Annotated in this window: 21 protein-coding genes; 14 read left to right on the top strand and 7 right to left on the bottom strand. The window is 59.9% G+C overall.

All coding sequences use genetic code 11. From position 1 onward, the window contains the following. The 5 genes from ABOA88_RS20410 to ABOA88_RS20390 all read left to right on the top strand — a co-directional run bounded on the left by ABOA88_RS20410 (window position 1) and on the right by ABOA88_RS20390 (window position 3,012). A complete protein-coding gene (locus tag ABOA88_RS20410; RefSeq protein ID WP_367852067.1) occupies window positions 1–972 on the top strand; it encodes an RnfABCDGE type electron transport complex subunit D in 972 nt (323 codons plus the stop codon). Then, window positions 969–1,571, top strand: a complete 603-nt coding sequence (locus ABOA88_RS20405; RefSeq protein ID WP_367852068.1) for an RnfABCDGE type electron transport complex subunit G — start codon at window positions 969–971, stop codon at window positions 1,569–1,571. The genes ABOA88_RS20410 and ABOA88_RS20405 overlap by 4 nt, the downstream gene beginning before the upstream one ends. Beyond that, window positions 1,564–2,088, top strand: a complete 525-nt coding sequence (locus ABOA88_RS20400) for an NADH:quinone oxidoreductase (protein WP_367852069.1) — start codon at window positions 1,564–1,566, stop codon at window positions 2,086–2,088. Before ABOA88_RS20405 ends, ABOA88_RS20400 begins: the two co-directional genes overlap by 8 nt. Window positions 2,089–2,092: 4 nt before the next feature. After that, a complete protein-coding gene (gene nth, locus ABOA88_RS20395) occupies window positions 2,093–2,731 on the top strand; it encodes an endonuclease III (protein WP_196170059.1) in 639 nt (212 codons plus the stop codon). A gap of 104 nt (window positions 2,732–2,835) precedes the next feature. After that, window positions 2,836–3,012, top strand: coding sequence for a PA3496 family putative envelope integrity protein (locus ABOA88_RS20390; protein WP_196170058.1), 177 nt, complete (start codon window positions 2,836–2,838; stop codon window positions 3,010–3,012). A gap of 45 nt (window positions 3,013–3,057) precedes the next feature. Here the strand turns inward: ABOA88_RS20390 and ABOA88_RS20385 are convergent, their stop codons facing one another. Further along, a complete protein-coding gene (locus ABOA88_RS20385) occupies window positions 3,058–3,690 on the bottom strand; it encodes a response regulator transcription factor (RefSeq protein ID WP_196170057.1) in 633 nt (210 codons plus the stop codon). A gap of 353 nt (window positions 3,691–4,043) precedes the next feature. On the opposite strand from ABOA88_RS20385, the gene ABOA88_RS20380 reads away from it, so the two are divergent. Continuing rightward, on the top strand, window positions 4,044–4,535 hold the full coding sequence (locus tag ABOA88_RS20380) for a hypothetical protein (RefSeq protein ID WP_367852070.1): 492 nt from the start codon (window positions 4,044–4,046) through the stop codon (window positions 4,533–4,535). A gap of 57 nt (window positions 4,536–4,592) precedes the next feature. On the opposite strand, the gene ABOA88_RS20375 is transcribed toward ABOA88_RS20380, so the two are convergent. After that, a complete protein-coding gene (locus tag ABOA88_RS20375; protein ID WP_196170055.1) occupies window positions 4,593–5,810 on the bottom strand; it encodes an argininosuccinate synthase in 1,218 nt (405 codons plus the stop codon). A 128-nt stretch (window positions 5,811–5,938) separates the two neighbouring features. Next, window positions 5,939–6,916 carry a flagellar protein MotY gene (locus tag ABOA88_RS20370; RefSeq protein ID WP_196170054.1) on the bottom strand — a complete coding sequence of 326 codons (978 nt, stop codon included), beginning with the start codon at window positions 6,914–6,916 and terminating at the stop codon, window positions 5,939–5,941. Window positions 6,917–7,046: 130 nt separating this feature from the next. On the opposite strand from ABOA88_RS20370, the gene pyrC reads away from it, so the two are divergent. Together pyrC and rnt are read left to right on the top strand one after the other, a co-directional pair. After that, the gene (pyrC, locus tag ABOA88_RS20365; protein ID WP_367852071.1) at window positions 7,047–8,093 is read left to right on the top strand and encodes a dihydroorotase; all 1,047 of its coding nucleotides are present in this window, start codon (window positions 7,047–7,049) and stop codon (window positions 8,091–8,093) included. Between the two features lie 56 nt (window positions 8,094–8,149). After that, on the top strand, window positions 8,150–8,761 hold the full coding sequence (gene rnt, locus ABOA88_RS20360) for a ribonuclease T (protein WP_230387848.1): 612 nt from the start codon (window positions 8,150–8,152) through the stop codon (window positions 8,759–8,761). Between the two features lie 61 nt (window positions 8,762–8,822). Here rnt and ABOA88_RS20355 read toward each other — a convergent pair whose 3' ends face one another. Beyond that, window positions 8,823–9,425, bottom strand: coding sequence for a peroxiredoxin (locus ABOA88_RS20355; RefSeq protein WP_196170052.1), 603 nt, complete (start codon window positions 9,423–9,425; stop codon window positions 8,823–8,825). A gap of 213 nt (window positions 9,426–9,638) precedes the next feature. Here ABOA88_RS20355 and ABOA88_RS20350 point away from each other — a divergent pair, with 213 nt between their 5' ends. Continuing rightward, window positions 9,639–9,860 (top strand): bacterioferritin-associated ferredoxin, encoded by a 222-nt coding sequence (locus ABOA88_RS20350; protein ID WP_196170051.1) that lies wholly within the window; start codon window positions 9,639–9,641, stop codon window positions 9,858–9,860. Window positions 9,861–10,062: 202 nt separating this feature from the next. Next, window positions 10,063–10,536 carry a bacterioferritin gene (gene bfr, locus ABOA88_RS20345; RefSeq protein WP_196170050.1) on the top strand — a complete coding sequence of 158 codons (474 nt, stop codon included), beginning with the start codon at window positions 10,063–10,065 and terminating at the stop codon, window positions 10,534–10,536. A gap of 106 nt (window positions 10,537–10,642) precedes the next feature. On the opposite strand, the gene grxD is transcribed toward bfr, so the two are convergent. Then, window positions 10,643–10,978, bottom strand: a complete 336-nt coding sequence (grxD, locus tag ABOA88_RS20340) for a Grx4 family monothiol glutaredoxin (RefSeq protein ID WP_043206518.1) — start codon at window positions 10,976–10,978, stop codon at window positions 10,643–10,645. Further along, window positions 10,965–11,117, bottom strand: coding sequence for a hypothetical protein (locus tag ABOA88_RS20335; RefSeq protein ID WP_196170049.1), 153 nt, complete (start codon window positions 11,115–11,117; stop codon window positions 10,965–10,967). The genes grxD and ABOA88_RS20335 overlap by 14 nt, the downstream gene beginning before the upstream one ends. Before the next feature lie 282 nt (window positions 11,118–11,399). Here ABOA88_RS20335 and argF point away from each other — a divergent pair, with 282 nt between their 5' ends. Further along, complete coding sequence (gene argF / locus ABOA88_RS20330; protein ID WP_196170048.1) at window positions 11,400–12,320, top strand: ornithine carbamoyltransferase; 921 nt, start codon at window positions 11,400–11,402, stop codon at window positions 12,318–12,320. Beyond that, a complete protein-coding gene (locus tag ABOA88_RS20325) occupies window positions 12,317–13,426 on the top strand; it encodes an ABC transporter ATP-binding protein (RefSeq protein ID WP_367852073.1) in 1,110 nt (369 codons plus the stop codon). The genes argF and ABOA88_RS20325 overlap by 4 nt, the downstream gene beginning before the upstream one ends. 80 nt (window positions 13,427–13,506) lie before the next feature. On the opposite strand, the gene ybaK is transcribed toward ABOA88_RS20325, so the two are convergent. After that, entirely contained in the window at window positions 13,507–13,977 is a 471-nt protein-coding gene (gene ybaK, locus ABOA88_RS20320; protein ID WP_196170046.1) for a Cys-tRNA(Pro) deacylase, read from the bottom strand. A gap of 301 nt (window positions 13,978–14,278) precedes the next feature. Here ybaK and ABOA88_RS20315 point away from each other — a divergent pair, with 301 nt between their 5' ends. Next, window positions 14,279–15,130: an MIP/aquaporin family protein gene (locus tag ABOA88_RS20315; RefSeq protein ID WP_196170045.1), complete on the top strand. Its 852-nt coding sequence runs from the start codon at window positions 14,279–14,281 to the stop codon at window positions 15,128–15,130. Window positions 15,131–15,192: 62 nt separating this feature from the next. Then, a complete protein-coding gene (glpK, locus tag ABOA88_RS20310; RefSeq protein ID WP_196170044.1) occupies window positions 15,193–16,683 on the top strand; it encodes a glycerol kinase GlpK in 1,491 nt (496 codons plus the stop codon). Window positions 16,684–16,736 lie beyond the last annotated feature (53 nt).

The raw sequence follows: 16,736 nt of genomic DNA, 5'->3' as shown, positions 1-16,736 counted from the left end.
ATGCCCGCGCCTGATCCACGCTTGCGCAGCGCCATGGGCCAAGTGCTGTTGGCCTGTGTGCCTGGCTTGTTAGGACTGCTTTGGCTGCACGGCTGGGGGGTATTGTTCAACTTGGTGTTCTGTGCGAGCACTGCGCTGGCCTGCGAAGCGTTGCTCCTGACCCTGCGCAGCCACCCTGCTCAACCGGCGTTGGCCGATGGAAGTGCATTGGTAACCGCCGTCCTGCTGGCCGCCGCACTCCCCACCCATGCCGCCTGGTGGTTGCCGGTCATCGCCACCAGCGTCGCCATCGGCATTGGCAAGCAGGCTTTTGGCGGGGTCGGCCGCAACCCCTTCAACCCCGCGATGGTCGGTTATGCCTTCGTGCTCCTGAGCTTCCCCCTACAGATGAACCAATGGCCGAGCCAATCGCCCGGGCTCATGGAAAGCCTGCACAGCCTTTGGGCCAACACTGGACAAATCGACGCCTGGGCTACCCCGACGGTGCTCGATGGCCTGCGCCACAATCGCAGCCTGACCATCGATGAACTGTTCGCCCAGCACCCAGGGTTCGGCGCGGTCGGGGGGCGAGGTAGCGAATGGGTGAATGCCGGGTTCCTGATGGGCGGGCTGTTTCTGCTTCAGCGCAAGGTCATCAGTTGGCACGCGCCAGCAGGCTTGCTCAGCGGATTGTTCCTGTTCAGCCTGCTGTGCTGGAACGGCTCAGGTTCCGACTCCAATGGCTCGCCTCTACTGCACTTGTTTTCCGGCTCGACCATGCTGGCCGCATTCTTCATCGCCACTGAGCCTGTGTCTGGCCCCAAGAGTGCTCCGGCCCGGCTATTGTTCGGTTTCGGCACTGGCCTGCTCATCTACCTGATCCGAACCTGGGGTAACTACCCCGACGGTACCGCGTTCGCCATCTTGCTGATGAACCTTGCCGTGCCGGTACTAGAGCGATACGCCGCACGCCGCAAGCAGGCCGCACCATGAACCGTACAGTGCGAAGTGTCCTGTTGGTGATCGTGGTCGGCGCCCTGTCACTGGGCATCACATTGATCTGGAGGCATTGGACGCTCTCGGCGATCCAACAAGCCGAGCAACAACTGCAAAGCCGTCAATGGCTTTCAGTGCTTCCTGACAGCAGCTATGACAACCAGCCCCTGCAAGCACCCCTCGCCCTGCGCGATCCCCGTCTGCCCCATAGCCAGTTGCTCGCCGGCTACCGTGCCACATTGGCTGGAAGCCCGAGCGCTATCTTGCTGCGCAGTCAGGTCCAGGGTTATGCCGGCCCGATAGTCCTGGCAATCGCGATCGCCCCCAATGGGCGCCTGCTGGGCATCCAGGTGCTCGAACAACAGGAGAGCCCTGGACTGGGGGCGCGGTTGATCGACCCTACTGTGCACTGGTTGGCGCAATTTGCAGGCCACTCCCAGAGCAGCCGATGGGCACTGAAACGCGATCAAGGAGACTTCGACCAACTGGCAGGCGCCAGCGTCACCTCACGCGCGGTAATCGACGCCTTGCAGGACGCCTTGCGCTATTTCGACACCCATCGAACCGCGTTGCTGGAGGGAAGTGCACATGAATAGGTTCGGATTGCTGGGGGCGAGCGTGGTGTCGTTGGTCGGTGCAACCTCGACGCTGGCGCAAGGGATAATGATCGGACTGTGCGCAGCCGGGATGATGATCATCCACCAGGCTTTGATGCTCCCACTACGCAAAACTCTGACTGGCCTCCCCCACTTGCTGGCCAACCTGCTGCTGCTCGCCGGTCTGGCCAGTTGCCTGCAATTGGGTTTGAACGCTTGGTCGCTGCCCCTGGCCCTGACGCTGGGCCACTACCCGGCCTTGCTGAGCGTGCAGAGCCTTGCGGCGCACTACCTGCTTCCCACCACGGGACGGTGGCGCAATCTCGCGGTTCACGTGAGCGCTCTGCTAATGCTGTGCGTGCTGCTTGGCGCCTGTCGTCAATGGCTGGCAACTGGGCCAGGCATCCATTTGGCGGGTTTTGCACCTGGGGGATTGATGCTGCTTGGCCTGCTGCTGGCCCTGTACAATCGCCTGCATCCGGGGGCTGCCCCCTCACGCCGTCAAGGAAGCCGTTGACCCCATGAATGCTGCCAAACGCCTGGAGATCTTTCGCAGGCTGCACGAAGATAATCCCGATCCGAAAACCGAACTGGCCTACACTACGCCCTTCGAACTACTGATCGCCGTAATCCTTTCCGCCCAGGCGACGGACGTCAGCGTCAACAAAGCCACTGCTCGACTGTATCCAATTGCCAATACCCCAGAGGCGATCTATGCACTGGGTATCGAAGGGCTGAGCGAATACATCAAGACCATCGGCCTCTACAACAGCAAGGCCAAGAACGTCATCGAAACCTGTCGTTTGCTGATTGAGCATCACGACAGCGAAGTGCCACAAACTCGCGAAGCCTTAGAAGCACTGCCGGGCGTAGGCCGCAAAACCGCGAACGTAGTGCTCAACACCGCTTTCCGTCAGCCTGCCATGGCGGTCGACACGCATATTTTCCGCGTCAGCAACCGCACCGGCATCGCCCCGGGCAAGACCGTGCTGGAGGTGGAAAAGAAACTCATGAAGTTCGTGCCCCGAGACTACCTGCTCGACGCCCACCACTGGCTGATCCTCCATGGACGCTATGTATGCCAGGCACGCAAGCCTCGCTGTGGAAGCTGTCGAATCGAAGACTTGTGCGAGTACAAGCACAAGACTTCTGACGATTGATGCAATAGAAAGAAAGGGTTCTATACGATTGAAAAAATCTTTTTTACCGGAATCGGGTTTCTCGCTATAAGGACGGCCAACGGCCCCTTGGCTTGGAGTGACTCATGAGCACCGATAAAGACGAGCTGTCAATCGACGACGAATTTCCCACCTCGGAAGACGACGCAGAGCCTCAGGTGGAACCTGCAAAGACCAATTTGAGCAAACGCCGCACCATCGACAACCTTCTCGAGGAGCGGCGCCTGCAAAAGCAACTCGCCGACTTTGACTACGACCTGTGACGGGGCGGACGTCCTTAATAGCCTCCCTCGTGGAGGCTTTGTGTTTCAGGGACGGGATAAGCCATGGCGCTGGGCGAGCTCGATAAGGTCGACCAGCGAATGGGCATTGAGCTTGAGTAACAGACGCGTCTTGTAAGTGCTCACCGTCTTGTTGCTGAGGAACATGCTGTCGGCAATTTCCTTGTTGCTCTTGCCGCTGGCCAGCTCCTTCAACACCATCACCTCCCTGCCGGAGAGACGCTGGACCATTTCCTCCTCGCTACCGCCCTTAACGCAACCCCGAGCCTTGTGCAGCGCCTGATTTGGGAAGTAGCTGTATCCAGACAACACGGCCTTGATCGCACTGAGCAACTCCGTCAGGTCTTGCTGCTTGCACACATACCCGGCAGCACCGGCCTGCATGCAACGCATCGAAAAATGTCCCGCCGCCTGCGAGGTAAGTACTAGCACTTTGCTGCCAGGGCTGATACATGCCATGCGGGCAATGACCTCCAGGCCATCAAGCTTTGGAATACCGATATCGAGTATCACGATGTCCGGAAGATGTTCCCGGATCAATTGCAAGGCATCCACACCATTGTCGGTTTCCGCCACAACGTCGTACCCGTGCCGTTCCATCAGCATGCGTACGGCCAGACGAATTACCGGATGATCATCCACGATAAGCACTTTATTCATGCGGCATCCATTGATTCACTATTACAACTCCAAAGCATTACGATAACCGAGCTGACCGCCTTATGGCGCAGCGGATTGCCGCCCATCAGCAAGCAGAGAGAGCCCCTACATAAATTAAAGAATTTTCCTACATGCCTAGTTGCTTCAAACTTTTTGCACCCAGGCACCACCTATAAAACTAACAATAAGCAATATAAAACCCCACTTCCATAACGCCACTAACTTGAAGGAATTCTCTGTTCAGACGGGGTAACTTTAGAGAGTGCGAAACGTCGCCTCCACGGGAAACAGCTCTATCTTTTCATCAGCCTCAAAACAGGCGAGAGATAAGAAAACATTCGTGGGCAAGGACCATGCAGACAGACTCCATCAGCCCCTTGGCAATCATCGCCATCTTTGCAGGTATCATCGAAGCCTCTGCGCTGGCGACGCTGCCTTTTCTCAGTGAGAACAGCCAGGAAATCTACACATGGTTCCTAGTAGGCTTCCCCTTCTTCCTGACCATGCTGTTTTTCCTCACCTTGAACTTCAACAATCAATCCTTGTATCAACCTCCTCAACCGGAGACGGTAGAAAAGGCGGACACTCAGCCCCCCCTTTCATACCCCCCTGAAGACGTCTCGCCAGACAAGGCACCCTCCGAGACATCCGTGCCGGAACAGACCATGTGCATCACCCTTTCCGGCCCAGACACACGCAAGATCGTCGAAACCCACATTCTGCGTGCTCTCACCCAGCCTCACACACTCCCTCGCAGTTGGGTTCTCGAAAACCTGGATACCGGTGTTCGCATCAATCTGTCGGTCAATGTCGGGGACGCTGATGAAAAACGTGGCCAGCCCTGAAATCCAGGCAAAAAAAACCCCGGCACAAGGCCGGGGTTTTCGAGGTACTCGCAAAGGTCAGAGCAGCGAGCGCCCCTTGTTGGCGGCGATGCGCATACGCAGGGCGTTGAGCTTGATGAAGCCCGCGGCATCGGCCTGGTTGTAAGCGCCGCCATCTTCCTCGAAGGTCGCGATGTTGGCATCGAACAGCGAATCGTCCGACTTGCGACCTACGACAATCACGTTGCCCTTGTACAGTTTCAGGCGGACAACACCGTTAACGTTGGCCTGGGAAGCGTCGATCATTTGCTGCAGCATCAGACGCTCCGGGCTCCACCAGTAGCCGGTGTAGATCAGGCTGGCGTACTTCGGCATCAGCTCATCCTTCAGGTGAGCGACTTCGCGGTCCAGGGTGATCGACTCGATGGCACGGTGAGCCTTGAGCATGATGGTGCCGCCAGGGGTTTCGTAGCAACCACGGGACTTCATGCCCACGTAACGGTTCTCGACGATATCCAGGCGACCGATGCCGTTGGCACCGCCGATACGGTTAAGCTCGGCCAGTACGGTGGCGGGGGTCATCTCGACGCCGTCGATGGCGACGATGTCACCATTGCGGTAGGTCAGCTCGATGTAGGTGGCCTGATCCGGGGCGTTTTCCGGAGAGACGCTCCAGCGCCACATGTCTTCCTCGTGCTCGGTCCAGGTATCTTCCAAGACACCGCCTTCATAGGAGATGTGCAGCAGGTTGGCGTCCATCGAGTACGGCGATTTCTTCTTGCCGTGGCGCTCGATTGGAATGCCGTGCTTTTCGGCATAGTCCATCAGCTTCTCGCGGGACAGCAGATCCCACTCACGCCAGGGTGCAATGACCTTGACGCCTGGCTTGAGCGCATAGGCGCCCAGCTCGAAGCGAACCTGGTCGTTACCCTTGCCGGTGGCGCCGTGGGAAATGGCATCGGCGCCGGTTTCGTTGGCGATTTCGATCAGACGCTTGGCGATCAGCGGACGGGCGATGGAAGTACCCAGCAGGTACTCGCCTTCGTAGACGGTGTTGGCGCGGAACATCGGGAAAACGAAATCACGCACGAATTCTTCGCGCAGGTCATCGATGTAGATTTCTTTCACGCCCATCGCCTGAGCCTTGGCGCGAGCCGGTTCGACCTCTTCGCCCTGCCCCAGGTCAGCGGTGAAGGTCACCACTTCGCAGTTGTAGGTATCCTGCAGCCACTTGAGAATCACCGAAGTATCAAGGCCGCCGGAATACGCCAGTACGACCTTTTTTACGTCCGCCATGCCATCACTCCACGGGGTTGTACGGAAAGCGGTTGATTCTACCGGCCCCATTGAAATATTTACAATGGGGCGACAGCTTGTGACGACAAAGCGACAGGAACAGTCAAGACCGCGACCAGCGGTTGCATTCAGGCGGTTTTGCCCGCACGTGGGCCAGCCACGGCCGCAGCCGGGGTTGCGGGAGCGGGTGCAGCAGGCGTCGCCGGCGGTTGGCCAGCGGGCTTGTCGGCGGGTGTTTCCACGGGCTTTTCCACCGGCGCGACGCGGTCAAGCTGGATGCTCACTCGGCGGTTGCGCGCCCGGTTGGCGGCACTGTTGTTGCGCGCGAGCGGATATCGCTCACCGTGGAAGCGCACGGTGATCTGCTCCTGTGGCACGCCATGGGCCTTGAGGTAATCGGCGACCGCCAAGGCCCGGCGCCGCGATGTGTCGCGGTTGGTCAGCCGATTGCCGCTGTTGTCGGAGTGGCCATCGAGTTCTATGTGATTCACCGAAGGATCGGCCTTGAGATAATCGAGGATCACGTCCAGTCGCGCCCTGGCAGCACTGTCCAGCTCGATTCCACGGGGGAAGCTCACCTGGGTCTGGCGAATCTGGTCGAAGTTCATCGGCAGCAATTTGCTTGCGCACACCTGATAGTCACCGTAAGCCTTGGCGAAACTCACAGGCAGCACACGCACTTCCATGGGCCTGCCACCTTCGCCCGTGTAGTTGCGCACCACCGTGCTGCGACCATCGAGCAGGCCATTGATCAGTCGGCTGGCCTGGCCCTGTGACGAGGTGAACAACACCCCCGTACGACCCATGCGCACCGAGCCGAGATTGATATCACCCCGGCCTGGCTGCCAAGGCGCCGCTGCCGCCAGCAAAGTCGCGCCGCCGGCACCCAGTGCGTTGGTGTCCGAACGCAATTGGAAGATCGGCTGCTCACCGGCCCGACGCACGAACTCGCCACTGCCGAAACCGTCGATCGGCTGAACAAGGCGGCATTCGAACTGATCCCCTTCGACATTCCAGGTGACGTTCTCCACGCGAGTCTGGAAGGTCAATGCCCCGGCCGGCAGGCTGGCAAACAGGGTGAACAGGGCTAGGTAACGCTGGCGCACAGGCGGCTCCATTGATTCTGACGGCTTACCTGCAAGCTATCGGACGCGGGCAGGAAAACTTGATAGCCGTGCTCGAACGAGGGTTTTCCGGTAGCATTGGCACACGAGTTCGACCCGCCTGGAATCCCCAATGTCCGATCGCCTGACCCTCCTGCGCCCCGACGACTGGCACATCCATCTGCGCGATGGTGCCGTCCTGCCCCACACCGTTGGCGACGTGGCGCGCACCTTCGCCCGCGCCATCATCATGCCCAATCTCGTCCCACCGGTCCGCAACGCCATCGAGGCCGGTGCGTATCGTGAGCGCATCCTGGCCGCACGTCCGGCCGGCAGCCGATTCGAGCCTTTGATGGTGCTGTACCTCACGGACCGTACCAGCGCCGAGGACATCCGCGCGGCCAAGGCCAGTGGATTCGTGTATGCCGCCAAGATGTACCCGGCCGGCGCCACTACCAATTCCGACTCGGGCGTGACCAGCCTGGACAACATCACGCCAGCGCTCGAAGCCCTGGCCGAAACCGGCATGCCGCTGCTGGTGCACGGTGAGGTGACCCGCGCCGAGGTCGATGTGTTCGACCGAGAGAAGCGCTTCATCGACGAGCATCTGGTTCGCCTGGTCGAGCGCTTCCCGACCCTGAAAGTGGTGTTCGAGCACATCACCACCGCCGATGCCGCGCAGTTCGTCCTGCAGGCCCCGGCCAACGTCGGCGCGACCATCACCGCCCAACACTTGCTGTACAACCGCAACCACATGCTGGTGGGCGGTATCCGCCCGCACTTCTATTGCCTGCCGATCCTCAAGCGCAACACCCACCAGGTGGCCTTGCTGGACGCGGCCACCAGCGGTAACAGCAAGTTCTTCCTGGGGACCGACTCGGCACCGCACGCCCGTCATGCCAAGGAAGCCGCCTGCGGTTGCGCCGGCTGCTACACCGCCTATGCCGCCATCGAACTGTATGCCGAGGCGTTCGAGCAGCGTAATGCCCTGGACAAGCTCGAAGGCTTCGCCAGCCTGCACGGCCCGGCCTTCTACGGCCTGCCGGCGAACACCGACACCATTACTCTGGTACGCGAGGAGTGGACTGCCCCGGACAGCCTGCCACTGGGCGACAATACCGTGATCCCTCTGCGCGCAGGCGAGAAGCTGCGCTGGCGTCTGCTGGAGGGTCAGGCGTGAGCGAAGCGTTCTACGAAGAAGACCAGGAAGGTCAAGGCGGCGGCGCTCGCCATCCGATGGCCGAGCGTTTCCGCGGTTACCTGCCCGTCGTGGTGGACGTTGAAACCGGCGGTTTCAATAGTGCGACCGATGCCTTGCTGGAAATCGCCGCAGTCACCATCGGCATGGACGAAAAGGGCTTCCTGTTCCCTGAGCACACCTACTTCTATCGGGTCGAGCCCTTCGAAGGGGCCAACATCGAGCCGGCAGCCCTGGAGTTCACTGGCATCAAGCTGGACCACCCGCTGCGCATGGCGGTGAGCGAGGAAACGGCGCTCACCGACATCTTCCGCGGCGTGCGCAAGGCGTTGAAAGCCAATGGCTGCAAACGGGCCATCCTGGTCGGGCACAACAGCAGTTTCGACCTGAATTTCCTCAATGCCGCCGTGGCGCGCACTGACCTCAAGCGTAATCCGTTCCACCCGTTCTCCAGCTTCGACACGGCCACTCTGGCCGGCCTGGCCTACGGCCAGACCGTACTGGCACGGGCCTGCCAGAGCGCCGACATCGACTTCGACGGTCGCGAGGCCCACTCGGCCCGCTACGATACGGAGAAGACCGCCGAGCTGTTCTGCGGCATTGTCAACCGCTGGAAGGAAATGGGCGGCTGGCGCGACTTCAACGATTGAGTTCGAACCCGACGCATAAAAAAACCGGCCAAGAAGGCCGGTTTTTTTATTCGCGTGGCAATTACAGCTTGCCAGCGTTCTCGCTCAGGTAGGCAGCGACGCCTTCTGGCGAAGCGGTCATGCCTTTGTCGCCTTTCTTCCAGTTGGCCGGGCACACTTCGCCGTGCTCTTCGTGGAATTGCAGGGCGTCGACCAGGCGCAGCAGTTCGTCCATGTTACGGCCCAGAGGCAGGTCGTTGACGATCTGCGAACGGACAACGCCGTTCTTGTCGATCAGGAAGGCGCCACGGAAGGCCACGCCGCCTTCGGACTCAACGTCGTAGGCCTTGCAGATGTCGTGGGCAATGTCAGCTGCCAGGGTGTACTTGACTTGGCCGATACCGCCTTTGTCGACTGGGGTGTTACGCCAGGCGTTGTGGGTGAAGTGCGAGTCGATCGACACGCCGATCACTTCCACGCCGCGCGCCTGGAAGTCAGGGATGCGGTGATCCAGAGCGATCAGTTCGGACGGGCAGACGAAGGTGAAGTCCAGCGGGTAGAAGAATACCAGGCCGTACTTGCCTTTGATGGCCGAAGCCAGGTTGAAGCTGTCGACGATCTCGCCGTTGCCCAGTACGGCTGGAACGGTGAAGTCAGGGGCTTTTTTACCAACGAGTACGCTCATTCGTGATCTCCTGAGGGTGGTGAAATACCGATGCCTGGGTGGGCGGGGCCGCCCGGCATCCAGCAAAGGTCGCCCATCATACACGGCTTCTGGTGACAGGCCGAATCCAACCACCGGTCGCTCAAGCCCGGCGCTTGCCGAAAGTTCTTTGACACGCATTCTCATTACCATTAAGCTCCATCCCATCGAGCCTAACCAGCGATGGTCTCCCCTATGTATGTGTGTCTTTGTGTCGGCGTCACCGACGGACAGATCCGCGATGCGATCTTTGAAGGATGCTGCAGCTACAAGGAAGTCCGAACCGCCACCAATGTGGCCAGCCAGTGCGGAAAATGCGCCTGCCTTGCCAAGCAGGTAGTTCGCGAGACGTTGACCGAACTTCAGGCCAGCCAGCACGCCGCCCTGCCCTACCCTGTTGAATTCAACGCAGCCTGAAAACACCCAATCAAGAAGAGCCGGACCAAGTGTCCGGTTTTTTTATGCCCAGAATTCAAGAAGTTAGCGTTCTAACGCGGTTCACAAACATTCTTATTTCTATTAATTTTCACTTACTATTCAATAACTTAGGTTTGACAGAGGCCGTTAGCGGGATCAGACTTCTTGCATTGACACACTTCAACAAGGGCAGGAACCCGACATGAAAGGCGACGTAAGCGTCATCCAGCATCTCAACAAGATCCTCGGAAACGAGCTGGTCGCAATCAACCAGTACTTCCTGCACGCACGTATGTATGAAGACTGGGGCCTGAACAAACTCGGCAAGCACGAGTACAAGGAGTCCATCGATGAGATGAAGCACGCTGATAAACTGATCAAGCGTATTCTCTTCCTCGAAGGCATCCCCAACGTGCAGGACCTGGGCAAGTTGCTGATCGGCGAACACACCAAAGAAATGCTCCAATGCGACCTGAAGATCGAGCAGAAGGGCTTGGCTGATCTCAAGGCCGCGATCGCTCACTGCGAGACCGCAGGCGACTTCGGCTCTCGGGAACTGCTCGAGGATATCCTCGAGTCCGAGGAAGAGCACATCGATTGGCTGGAAACCCAATTGGGTCTGATCGACAAGATTGGCATCGAGAACTACCTGCAATCGCAGATGGGCGAAGAATAAGTTTCGCCAGTAATGAAAAAGCCCCGCCATGTGCGGGGCTTTTTTCATACCTGTCAAACCTTGTCAGCCCCGCCGGATCTGTTCGGTCGCGGGGCTGGCGGCAGGATCAGGCTTCGGAGGCCTTGGCCTTGGCGGCGGCTTCCTTGATCAGGGTCTGCAGCTCACCCTTCTCGAACATTTCGAGCATGATGTCGCTGCCGCCGACCAGCTCACCACCAACCCACAGTTGCGGGAAGGTTGGCCAGTTGGCGTACTTGGGCAGGTTGGCGCGGATTTCCGGGTTCTGCAGGATGTCGACGTAGGCAAACTTCTCGCCACAACCCATCACGGCCTGCGCAGCGCGCGCCGAGAAGCCGCACTGCGGGGCATTCGGCGAGCCTTTCATGTAAAGCAGAATGGTGTTGTTGGCGATCTGCTCTTTGATTGTTTCAATGATATCCATGAAGCACCTCGGCTGAACTTTCCGACGCGATCGTCGGCACGGTGACGCATTGTAACGGAAAGCCGAGCAGCATGCTCGGCCTTGCCGGCACCGCAGCGGCCTTCACGTGTGTATCGACGCCGCGCAATGCCTTGAACATCCTCCGACCTGTGGCGCGCGATTCGCGACAAGGGGTTTGCCAAACCGCCGGCAAGCCGTGTACAACCCCTGTAGAAAATAAAAAACAGCTGCCCTACAAGGGGTTATGACATCCGCAGTAATAGAGCAGCTGTTTCCCCTCTTGGTTTGAGGCGACATTTAATTATAGTATTGCGCCTTCCCCTATTCCGTCCGCCTCGTGCGGCTTACGCCGCAGGTCACTCCCGTTGTCAACAAAACCATACGGTCGACCTGCAAACCGTTGCAGATAAGGTAGTCAATCATGAGCGCTAGGCACTTTCTCTCCCTGCTGGATTTCACCACCGACGAATTGCTCGGTGTGATCCGCCGAGGCATCGAGCTGAAGGACCTGCGCAAGCGAGGCGTGCTGTTCGAGCCACTGAAGAATCGCGTACTGGGAATGATCTTCGAGAAATCGTCGACCCGTACCCGCGTGTCCTTCGAGGCCGGCATGATCCAACTGGGCGGCCAGGCGATCTTCCTTTCGCCGCGTGACACCCAACTGGGCCGTGGCGAGCCAATTAGCGACAGCGCCATCGTCCTGTCGAGCATGCTTGACGTGGTGATGATCCGCACCCACGCCCACAGCACCCTGACCGAGTTCGCTGCCTATTCGCGCGTTCCGGTGATCAACGCCCTGTCCGACGAGTCGCACCCGTGCCAGTTGCTGGCCGACATGCAGACTTTCCTCGAGCACCGCGGCTCGATCCAGGGCAAGACCGTGGCCTGGATCGGCGATGGCTTCAACATGTGCAACTCCTATATCGAAGCCGCCCACCAATTCGACTTCCAACTGCGCATCGCCTGCCCGGAAGGCTATGAGCCCGATCCGCGCTTCCTCCAACTGGGTGGCGAGCGCGTGACCATCGTCCGTGACCCCAAGGAGGCCGTGCGCGGTGCACACCTTGTGACTACCGATGTCTGGACTTCCATGGGCCAGGAGGAGGAAACTGCACGGCGCCTGGCGCATTTCGCGCCCTACCAGGTCACCCGTGAACTACTCGACCTGGCGGCACCCGACGCCCTGTTCATGCATTGCCTGCCCGCCCACCGTGGCGAGGAAATCAGCCAGGACCTGCTCGACGACCCACGTTCGGTCGCCTGGGACCAGGCTGAAAACCGCCTGCATGCGCAGAAGGCCCTCCTGGAATTCCTTGTAGAACCGGCTTACCACCACGCATGAGTCATCCGCTACTGATCAACCTGCGCAACCTGGCCTGTGGCTATGGTGACCAGCGCATCGTCCAGAACCTAAATCTGCACCTGAATGCAGGCGACATCGGTTGCCTGCTGGGGTCGTCAGGTTGCGGCAAGACCACCACACTGCGCGCCATCGCCGGTTTCGAGCCGGTGCATGAGGGCGAGATCCAGCTGGCCGGCGAGGTCATTTCCCGCGCAGGCTTCACCCTGGCGCCGGAAAAACGCCGCATCGGCATGGTGTTCCAGGACTATGCACTGTTCCCCCACCTGACCGTCGCGCAGAACATCGCCTTCGGTATCGGCAAGCACCCCCGCCAGGGCGAGGTGGTCGACGAAATGCTGGAGCTGGTCAAGCTCAGCGGCCTGGGTAGCCGTTACCCCCACGAGCTGTCCGGTGGCCAGCAGCAACGGGTGGCCCTGGCCCGGGCCTTGGCCCCGGAACCCCAGTTGTTGCTGCTTGACGAACCCTTCTCCAACCTGGACGTGGAGCTGCGTCGCCGTCTGAGCCATGAGGTGCGCGACATCCTCAAGAGCCGCGGCACCAGCGCCATCCTGGTTACCCACGACCAGGAAGAGGCCTTCGCCGTGAGCGATCACGTGGGCGTGTTCAAAGAAGGCCGCCTGGAGCAGTGGGATACCCCTTACAACCTCTATCACGAACCGCAGACGCCGTTCGTCGCCAGCTTCATCGGCCAGGGCTACTTCATCCGTGGCCAGATGAGCAGTCATGATGCGGTCAATACCGAACTGGGTGAGTTGCGCGGCAACCGTGCCTACACCATGGCGCTGGGCAGCTCAGTGGATGTGCTGTTGCGTCCGGATGACATCATCCACGCGCCGGACAGCAGCTTGCGGGCAAACATCATCGGCAAGAGCTTCCTCGGTGCATCGACGCTGTACCGCCTGCAGTTGCCCACCGGCAGCCAGCTCGAGGCGATCTTCCCGAGCCATATCGACCATCAGGTCGGTCAGGATGTTGGCATCAGCGTAGCGGCAGACCACCTGGTCCTTTTCCCGGTACCAGGCAGCGTCGCGGCACAGTTGCCACGTCAGGAGAACGGGGTTCGCCGCTACAGCTCGGCAACCTGAGCCATCCGAAAGGGGCCGTTGGTCGGCCCATTTCTCGCTGTCGCCAAGCGCCTGCTTCCCTCCATCAAATTCGCTGAGGCTCAGCCTCGCCCGATCCCGGCGAACGTCCCTTGGGTGTGCTCGGCCAGCACCGTCGCCGCCAGTTCCACTTCAAGCCCGCGTCGGCCGGCGCTCACATGAATGCTTTCGAACTGCTGCGCAGAATCGTCGATAAAGGTGCGCAGGCGCTTCTTCTGGCCCAGCGGGCTGATCCCACCCACCAGGTAGCCCGTGGCACGCTGCGCCGCCATCGGGTCGGCCATCTCACATTTCTTAACCCCTGCCGCATGGGCCAACGCCTTCAAATCCAGCGTACCTCCCACCGGCACCACCGCCACCAGCAATTCGCCTTTTTCACTACTGGCCAACAGGGTCTTGAACACCCGCTGCGGGTCGAGCCCGAGCTTCTCTGCGGCCTCCAGACCGTAGGAGGCTGCCTTGGGGTCATGTTCGTAGCTGTGCACGCGGTGTTCGGCACGCGCCTTCTTCAAAAGATCGAGGGCGGGGGTCATGTACGGCTCCAGTCGATGGCAAGTCGCCGCGTACTTTAGGACAAATCCCACAGAGCGACCAGCGAACCGACCTCGATCGTGTCTGGCACGCGGATTCACGCTTGATACAGGCGGTCAGATTGTGAATGACAGTTCACTTTCGACCTTTGACATCAGCGTTTCTTGTCTATATTTTTTCGTTTTTGAATAAATGACGCCCTTTAAAGGTGCATTTCCTACATTCGCCCGGGTTTATGGGGATAGACACCGAGCATTTTGTCGAGCGCCCAGTGCCTCACAACAACAAGAAACGAGGTTTCACATGACGACTGCTCTACGACAACCCACCCTTTCAAGCCAATGCCTGGCCGAGTTCCTCGGCACCGCCCTGCTCATTTTCTTCGGTACCGGTTGCGTCGCCGCGCTCAAGGTTGCCGGCGCCAGCTTCGGTCTCTGGGAGATCAGCATCATCTGGGGCATTGGCGTCAGCATGGCGATCTACCTCACCGCCGGCATTTCAGGTGCTCACCTGAACCCCGCCGTGAGCATCGCCTTGAGCCTGTTCGCCGATTTCGACAAGCGCAAACTGCCCTTCTACATTCTCGCCCAGGTCTGTGGCGCCTTCTGTGCCGCCGCGCTCGTATACACGCTGTACAGCAACCTGTTCTTCGATTTCGAACAGACCCACGCGATAGTACGTGGCAGCCAGGCCAGCCTGGAGCTGGCCTCGGTGTTCTCCACCTATCCACACCCTTCTCTGTCCATTGCCCAGGCCGTGGTGGTCGAAGTGGTGATCACCGCCATCCTCATGGCCGTAATCATGGCGCTGACCGACGACAACAATGGCTTGCCCCGAGGAGCCATGGCACCGCTCTTGATTGGCTTGCTGATCGCGGTGATCGGCAGTGCCATGGGGCCGCTCACCGGCTTTGCAATGAACCCGGCGCGGGATTTCGGGCCCAAGCTGATGACCTTCCTGGCCGGCTGGGGCGAAATCGCCTTCACTGGCGGACGTGACATCCCCTACTTTTTGGTTCCGGTGTTCGCACCGATCCTGGGCGCGTGCCTGGGCGCCGCCCTGTATCGAGGCCTGATCGCCCGCAATCTGCCGACGGTACACGCCGCGAACCTGCAAACAGACGATAATCCTCAGGGCAAGACCCAGGTTTCCTGATGCCGCCGGGCCGATTGCCCGACCAGCCCTGACTTCCCCCAATTTTGTGCAAGGCCACCGACATGACAGATACCCAGGACAAGAACTACATCATCGCCCTGGACCAGGGCACCACCAGTTCGCGGGCCATCATCTTCGACCGCGACGCCAACGTAGTCGGCACCTCGCAGCGCGAGTTCGCCCAGCACTATCCTCAGGCTGGCTGGGTCGAGCACGACCCGATGGAAATCTTCGCCACCCAGAGCGCGACCATGGTCGAGGCGCTGGCCCAGGCAGGCATCAGCCATGCCCAGGTGGCAGCGCTGGGCATCACCAACCAGCGTGAAACCACGGTGGTCTGGGACAAGGAAACCGGCCGTCCGGTGTACAACGCCATCGTCTGGCAGTGCAGGCGCAGCACCGAGATCTGCGAACAACTCAAGCGCGATGGCCATGAGGCTTACATCCGCGACACCACCGGGCTGGTCACCGACCCCTATTTCTCCGGCACCAAGCTCAAGTGGATCCTCGACAATGTCGAAGGTGTCCGTGAACGTGCCGAACGGGGCGAACTGCTGTTCGGTACCATCGATACGTGGCTGATCTGGAAATTCTCGGGTGGCAAGGTGCATGTCACCGATTACACCAACGCCTCGCGCACCCTGATGTTCAACATCCATACCCTGCAATGGGACGACAAGCTGCTAGAGATCCTGGGTATTCCTCGCCAGATGCTGCCTCAGGTACGCCCATCGTCCGAAATCTATGGTCATACCAAGAGCGGTATCGCCATTGCCGGTATCGCCGGTGACCAGCAGTCGGCCCTGTTCGGCCAAATGTGCGTCGAACCCGGTCAAGCCAAGAACACCTATGGCACGGGCTGCTTCCTGCTGATGAATACCGGCAAGCAGGCGGTGAAGTCGTCCCATGGCCTGCTCACCACCATCGCCTGCGGCCCGCGGGGGGAAGTGGCCTACGCCCTGGAAGGCGCCGTGTTCAACGGCGGCTCCACCGTACAGTGGCTGCGCGACGAGCTGAAGATCGTCAACGATGCCCATGACACCGAATACTTCGCCAGCAAGGTCAAAGACAGCAATGGCGTCTACCTGGTACCCGCCTTCACCGGCCTTGGCGCCCCTTATTGGGACCCCTACGCCCGTGGCGCGCTGTTCGGCCTGACCCGTGGGGTCAAGGTGGATCACATCATTCGCGCAGCCCTGGAATCGATCGCCTTCCAGACCCGCGATGTGCTCGATGCCATGCAGCACGACTGCGGCCAGCGCCTGAGCGAACTCCGCGTCGATGGTGGTGCAGTGGCCAATAATTTCCTCATGCAGTTCCAGGCCGATATCCTCGGCACCTGCGTCGAACGGCCGAAGATGCGCGAAACCACGGCCCTGGGCGCCGCCTACTTGGCAGGCTTGGCCTGTGGTTTCTGGAGCGGACTGGACGAGCTGCGGGACAAGGCCATCATCGAGCGCGAGTTCAGCCCACAACTGGACGAAGCGCAGAAAGAAAAGCTCTACAAAGGCTGGCAAAAGGCAGTGGAGCGCACCCGCGACTGGGAAGAGTAAGCTGCAAGCTGCAAGCTGCAAGCTGCAAGCTGCAAGCTGCAAGCTGCAAGCTG

Source organism: Pseudomonas sp. PKS, from assembly GCF_051913525.1.
GTDB lineage: Bacteria > Pseudomonadota > Gammaproteobacteria > Pseudomonadales > Pseudomonadaceae > Aquipseudomonas > Aquipseudomonas guariconensis_D.
The sequence above is the reverse complement of the archived record's forward strand: the minus strand, read 5'-3'. Positions and strand labels throughout refer to the sequence as shown.

What these genes read in the sequence shown, in the direction of transcription:
- bfr (WP_196170050.1), top strand. Translation starts at nt 10,063, where the DNA reads ATGAAAGGCGACGTAAGCGTCATCCAGCATCTCAACAAGATCCTCGGA.
- ybaK (WP_196170046.1), bottom strand. Translation starts at nt 13,977, where the DNA reads ATGACCCCCGCCCTCGATCTTTTGAAGAAGGCGCGTGCCGAACACCGC.
- ABOA88_RS20375 (WP_196170055.1), bottom strand. Translation starts at nt 5,810, where the DNA reads ATGGCGGACGTAAAAAAGGTCGTACTGGCGTATTCCGGCGGCCTTGAT.
- ABOA88_RS20355 (WP_196170052.1), bottom strand. Translation starts at nt 9,425, where the DNA reads ATGAGCGTACTCGTTGGTAAAAAAGCCCCTGACTTCACCGTTCCAGCC.
- nth (WP_196170059.1), top strand. Translation starts at nt 2,093, where the DNA reads ATGAATGCTGCCAAACGCCTGGAGATCTTTCGCAGGCTGCACGAAGAT.
- ABOA88_RS20380 (WP_367852070.1), top strand. Translation starts at nt 4,044, where the DNA reads ATGCAGACAGACTCCATCAGCCCCTTGGCAATCATCGCCATCTTTGCA.
- glpK (WP_196170044.1), top strand. Translation starts at nt 15,193, where the DNA reads ATGACAGATACCCAGGACAAGAACTACATCATCGCCCTGGACCAGGGC.
- ABOA88_RS20400 (WP_367852069.1), top strand. Translation starts at nt 1,564, where the DNA reads ATGAATAGGTTCGGATTGCTGGGGGCGAGCGTGGTGTCGTTGGTCGGT.
- grxD (WP_043206518.1), bottom strand. Translation starts at nt 10,978, where the DNA reads ATGGATATCATTGAAACAATCAAAGAGCAGATCGCCAACAACACCATT.
- ABOA88_RS20335 (WP_196170049.1), bottom strand. Translation starts at nt 11,117, where the DNA reads ATGTTCAAGGCATTGCGCGGCGTCGATACACACGTGAAGGCCGCTGCG.
- rnt (WP_230387848.1), top strand. Translation starts at nt 8,150, where the DNA reads ATGGCCGAGCGTTTCCGCGGTTACCTGCCCGTCGTGGTGGACGTTGAA.
- ABOA88_RS20315 (WP_196170045.1), top strand. Translation starts at nt 14,279, where the DNA reads ATGACGACTGCTCTACGACAACCCACCCTTTCAAGCCAATGCCTGGCC.
- ABOA88_RS20405 (WP_367852068.1), top strand. Translation starts at nt 969, where the DNA reads ATGAACCGTACAGTGCGAAGTGTCCTGTTGGTGATCGTGGTCGGCGCC.
- pyrC (WP_367852071.1), top strand. Translation starts at nt 7,047, where the DNA reads ATGTCCGATCGCCTGACCCTCCTGCGCCCCGACGACTGGCACATCCAT.
- ABOA88_RS20385 (WP_196170057.1), bottom strand. Translation starts at nt 3,690, where the DNA reads ATGAATAAAGTGCTTATCGTGGATGATCATCCGGTAATTCGTCTGGCC.
- ABOA88_RS20410 (WP_367852067.1), top strand. Translation starts at nt 1, where the DNA reads ATGCCCGCGCCTGATCCACGCTTGCGCAGCGCCATGGGCCAAGTGCTG.
- ABOA88_RS20350 (WP_196170051.1), top strand. Translation starts at nt 9,639, where the DNA reads ATGTATGTGTGTCTTTGTGTCGGCGTCACCGACGGACAGATCCGCGAT.
- ABOA88_RS20390 (WP_196170058.1), top strand. Translation starts at nt 2,836, where the DNA reads ATGAGCACCGATAAAGACGAGCTGTCAATCGACGACGAATTTCCCACC.
- ABOA88_RS20325 (WP_367852073.1), top strand. Translation starts at nt 12,317, where the DNA reads ATGAGTCATCCGCTACTGATCAACCTGCGCAACCTGGCCTGTGGCTAT.
- argF (WP_196170048.1), top strand. Translation starts at nt 11,400, where the DNA reads ATGAGCGCTAGGCACTTTCTCTCCCTGCTGGATTTCACCACCGACGAA.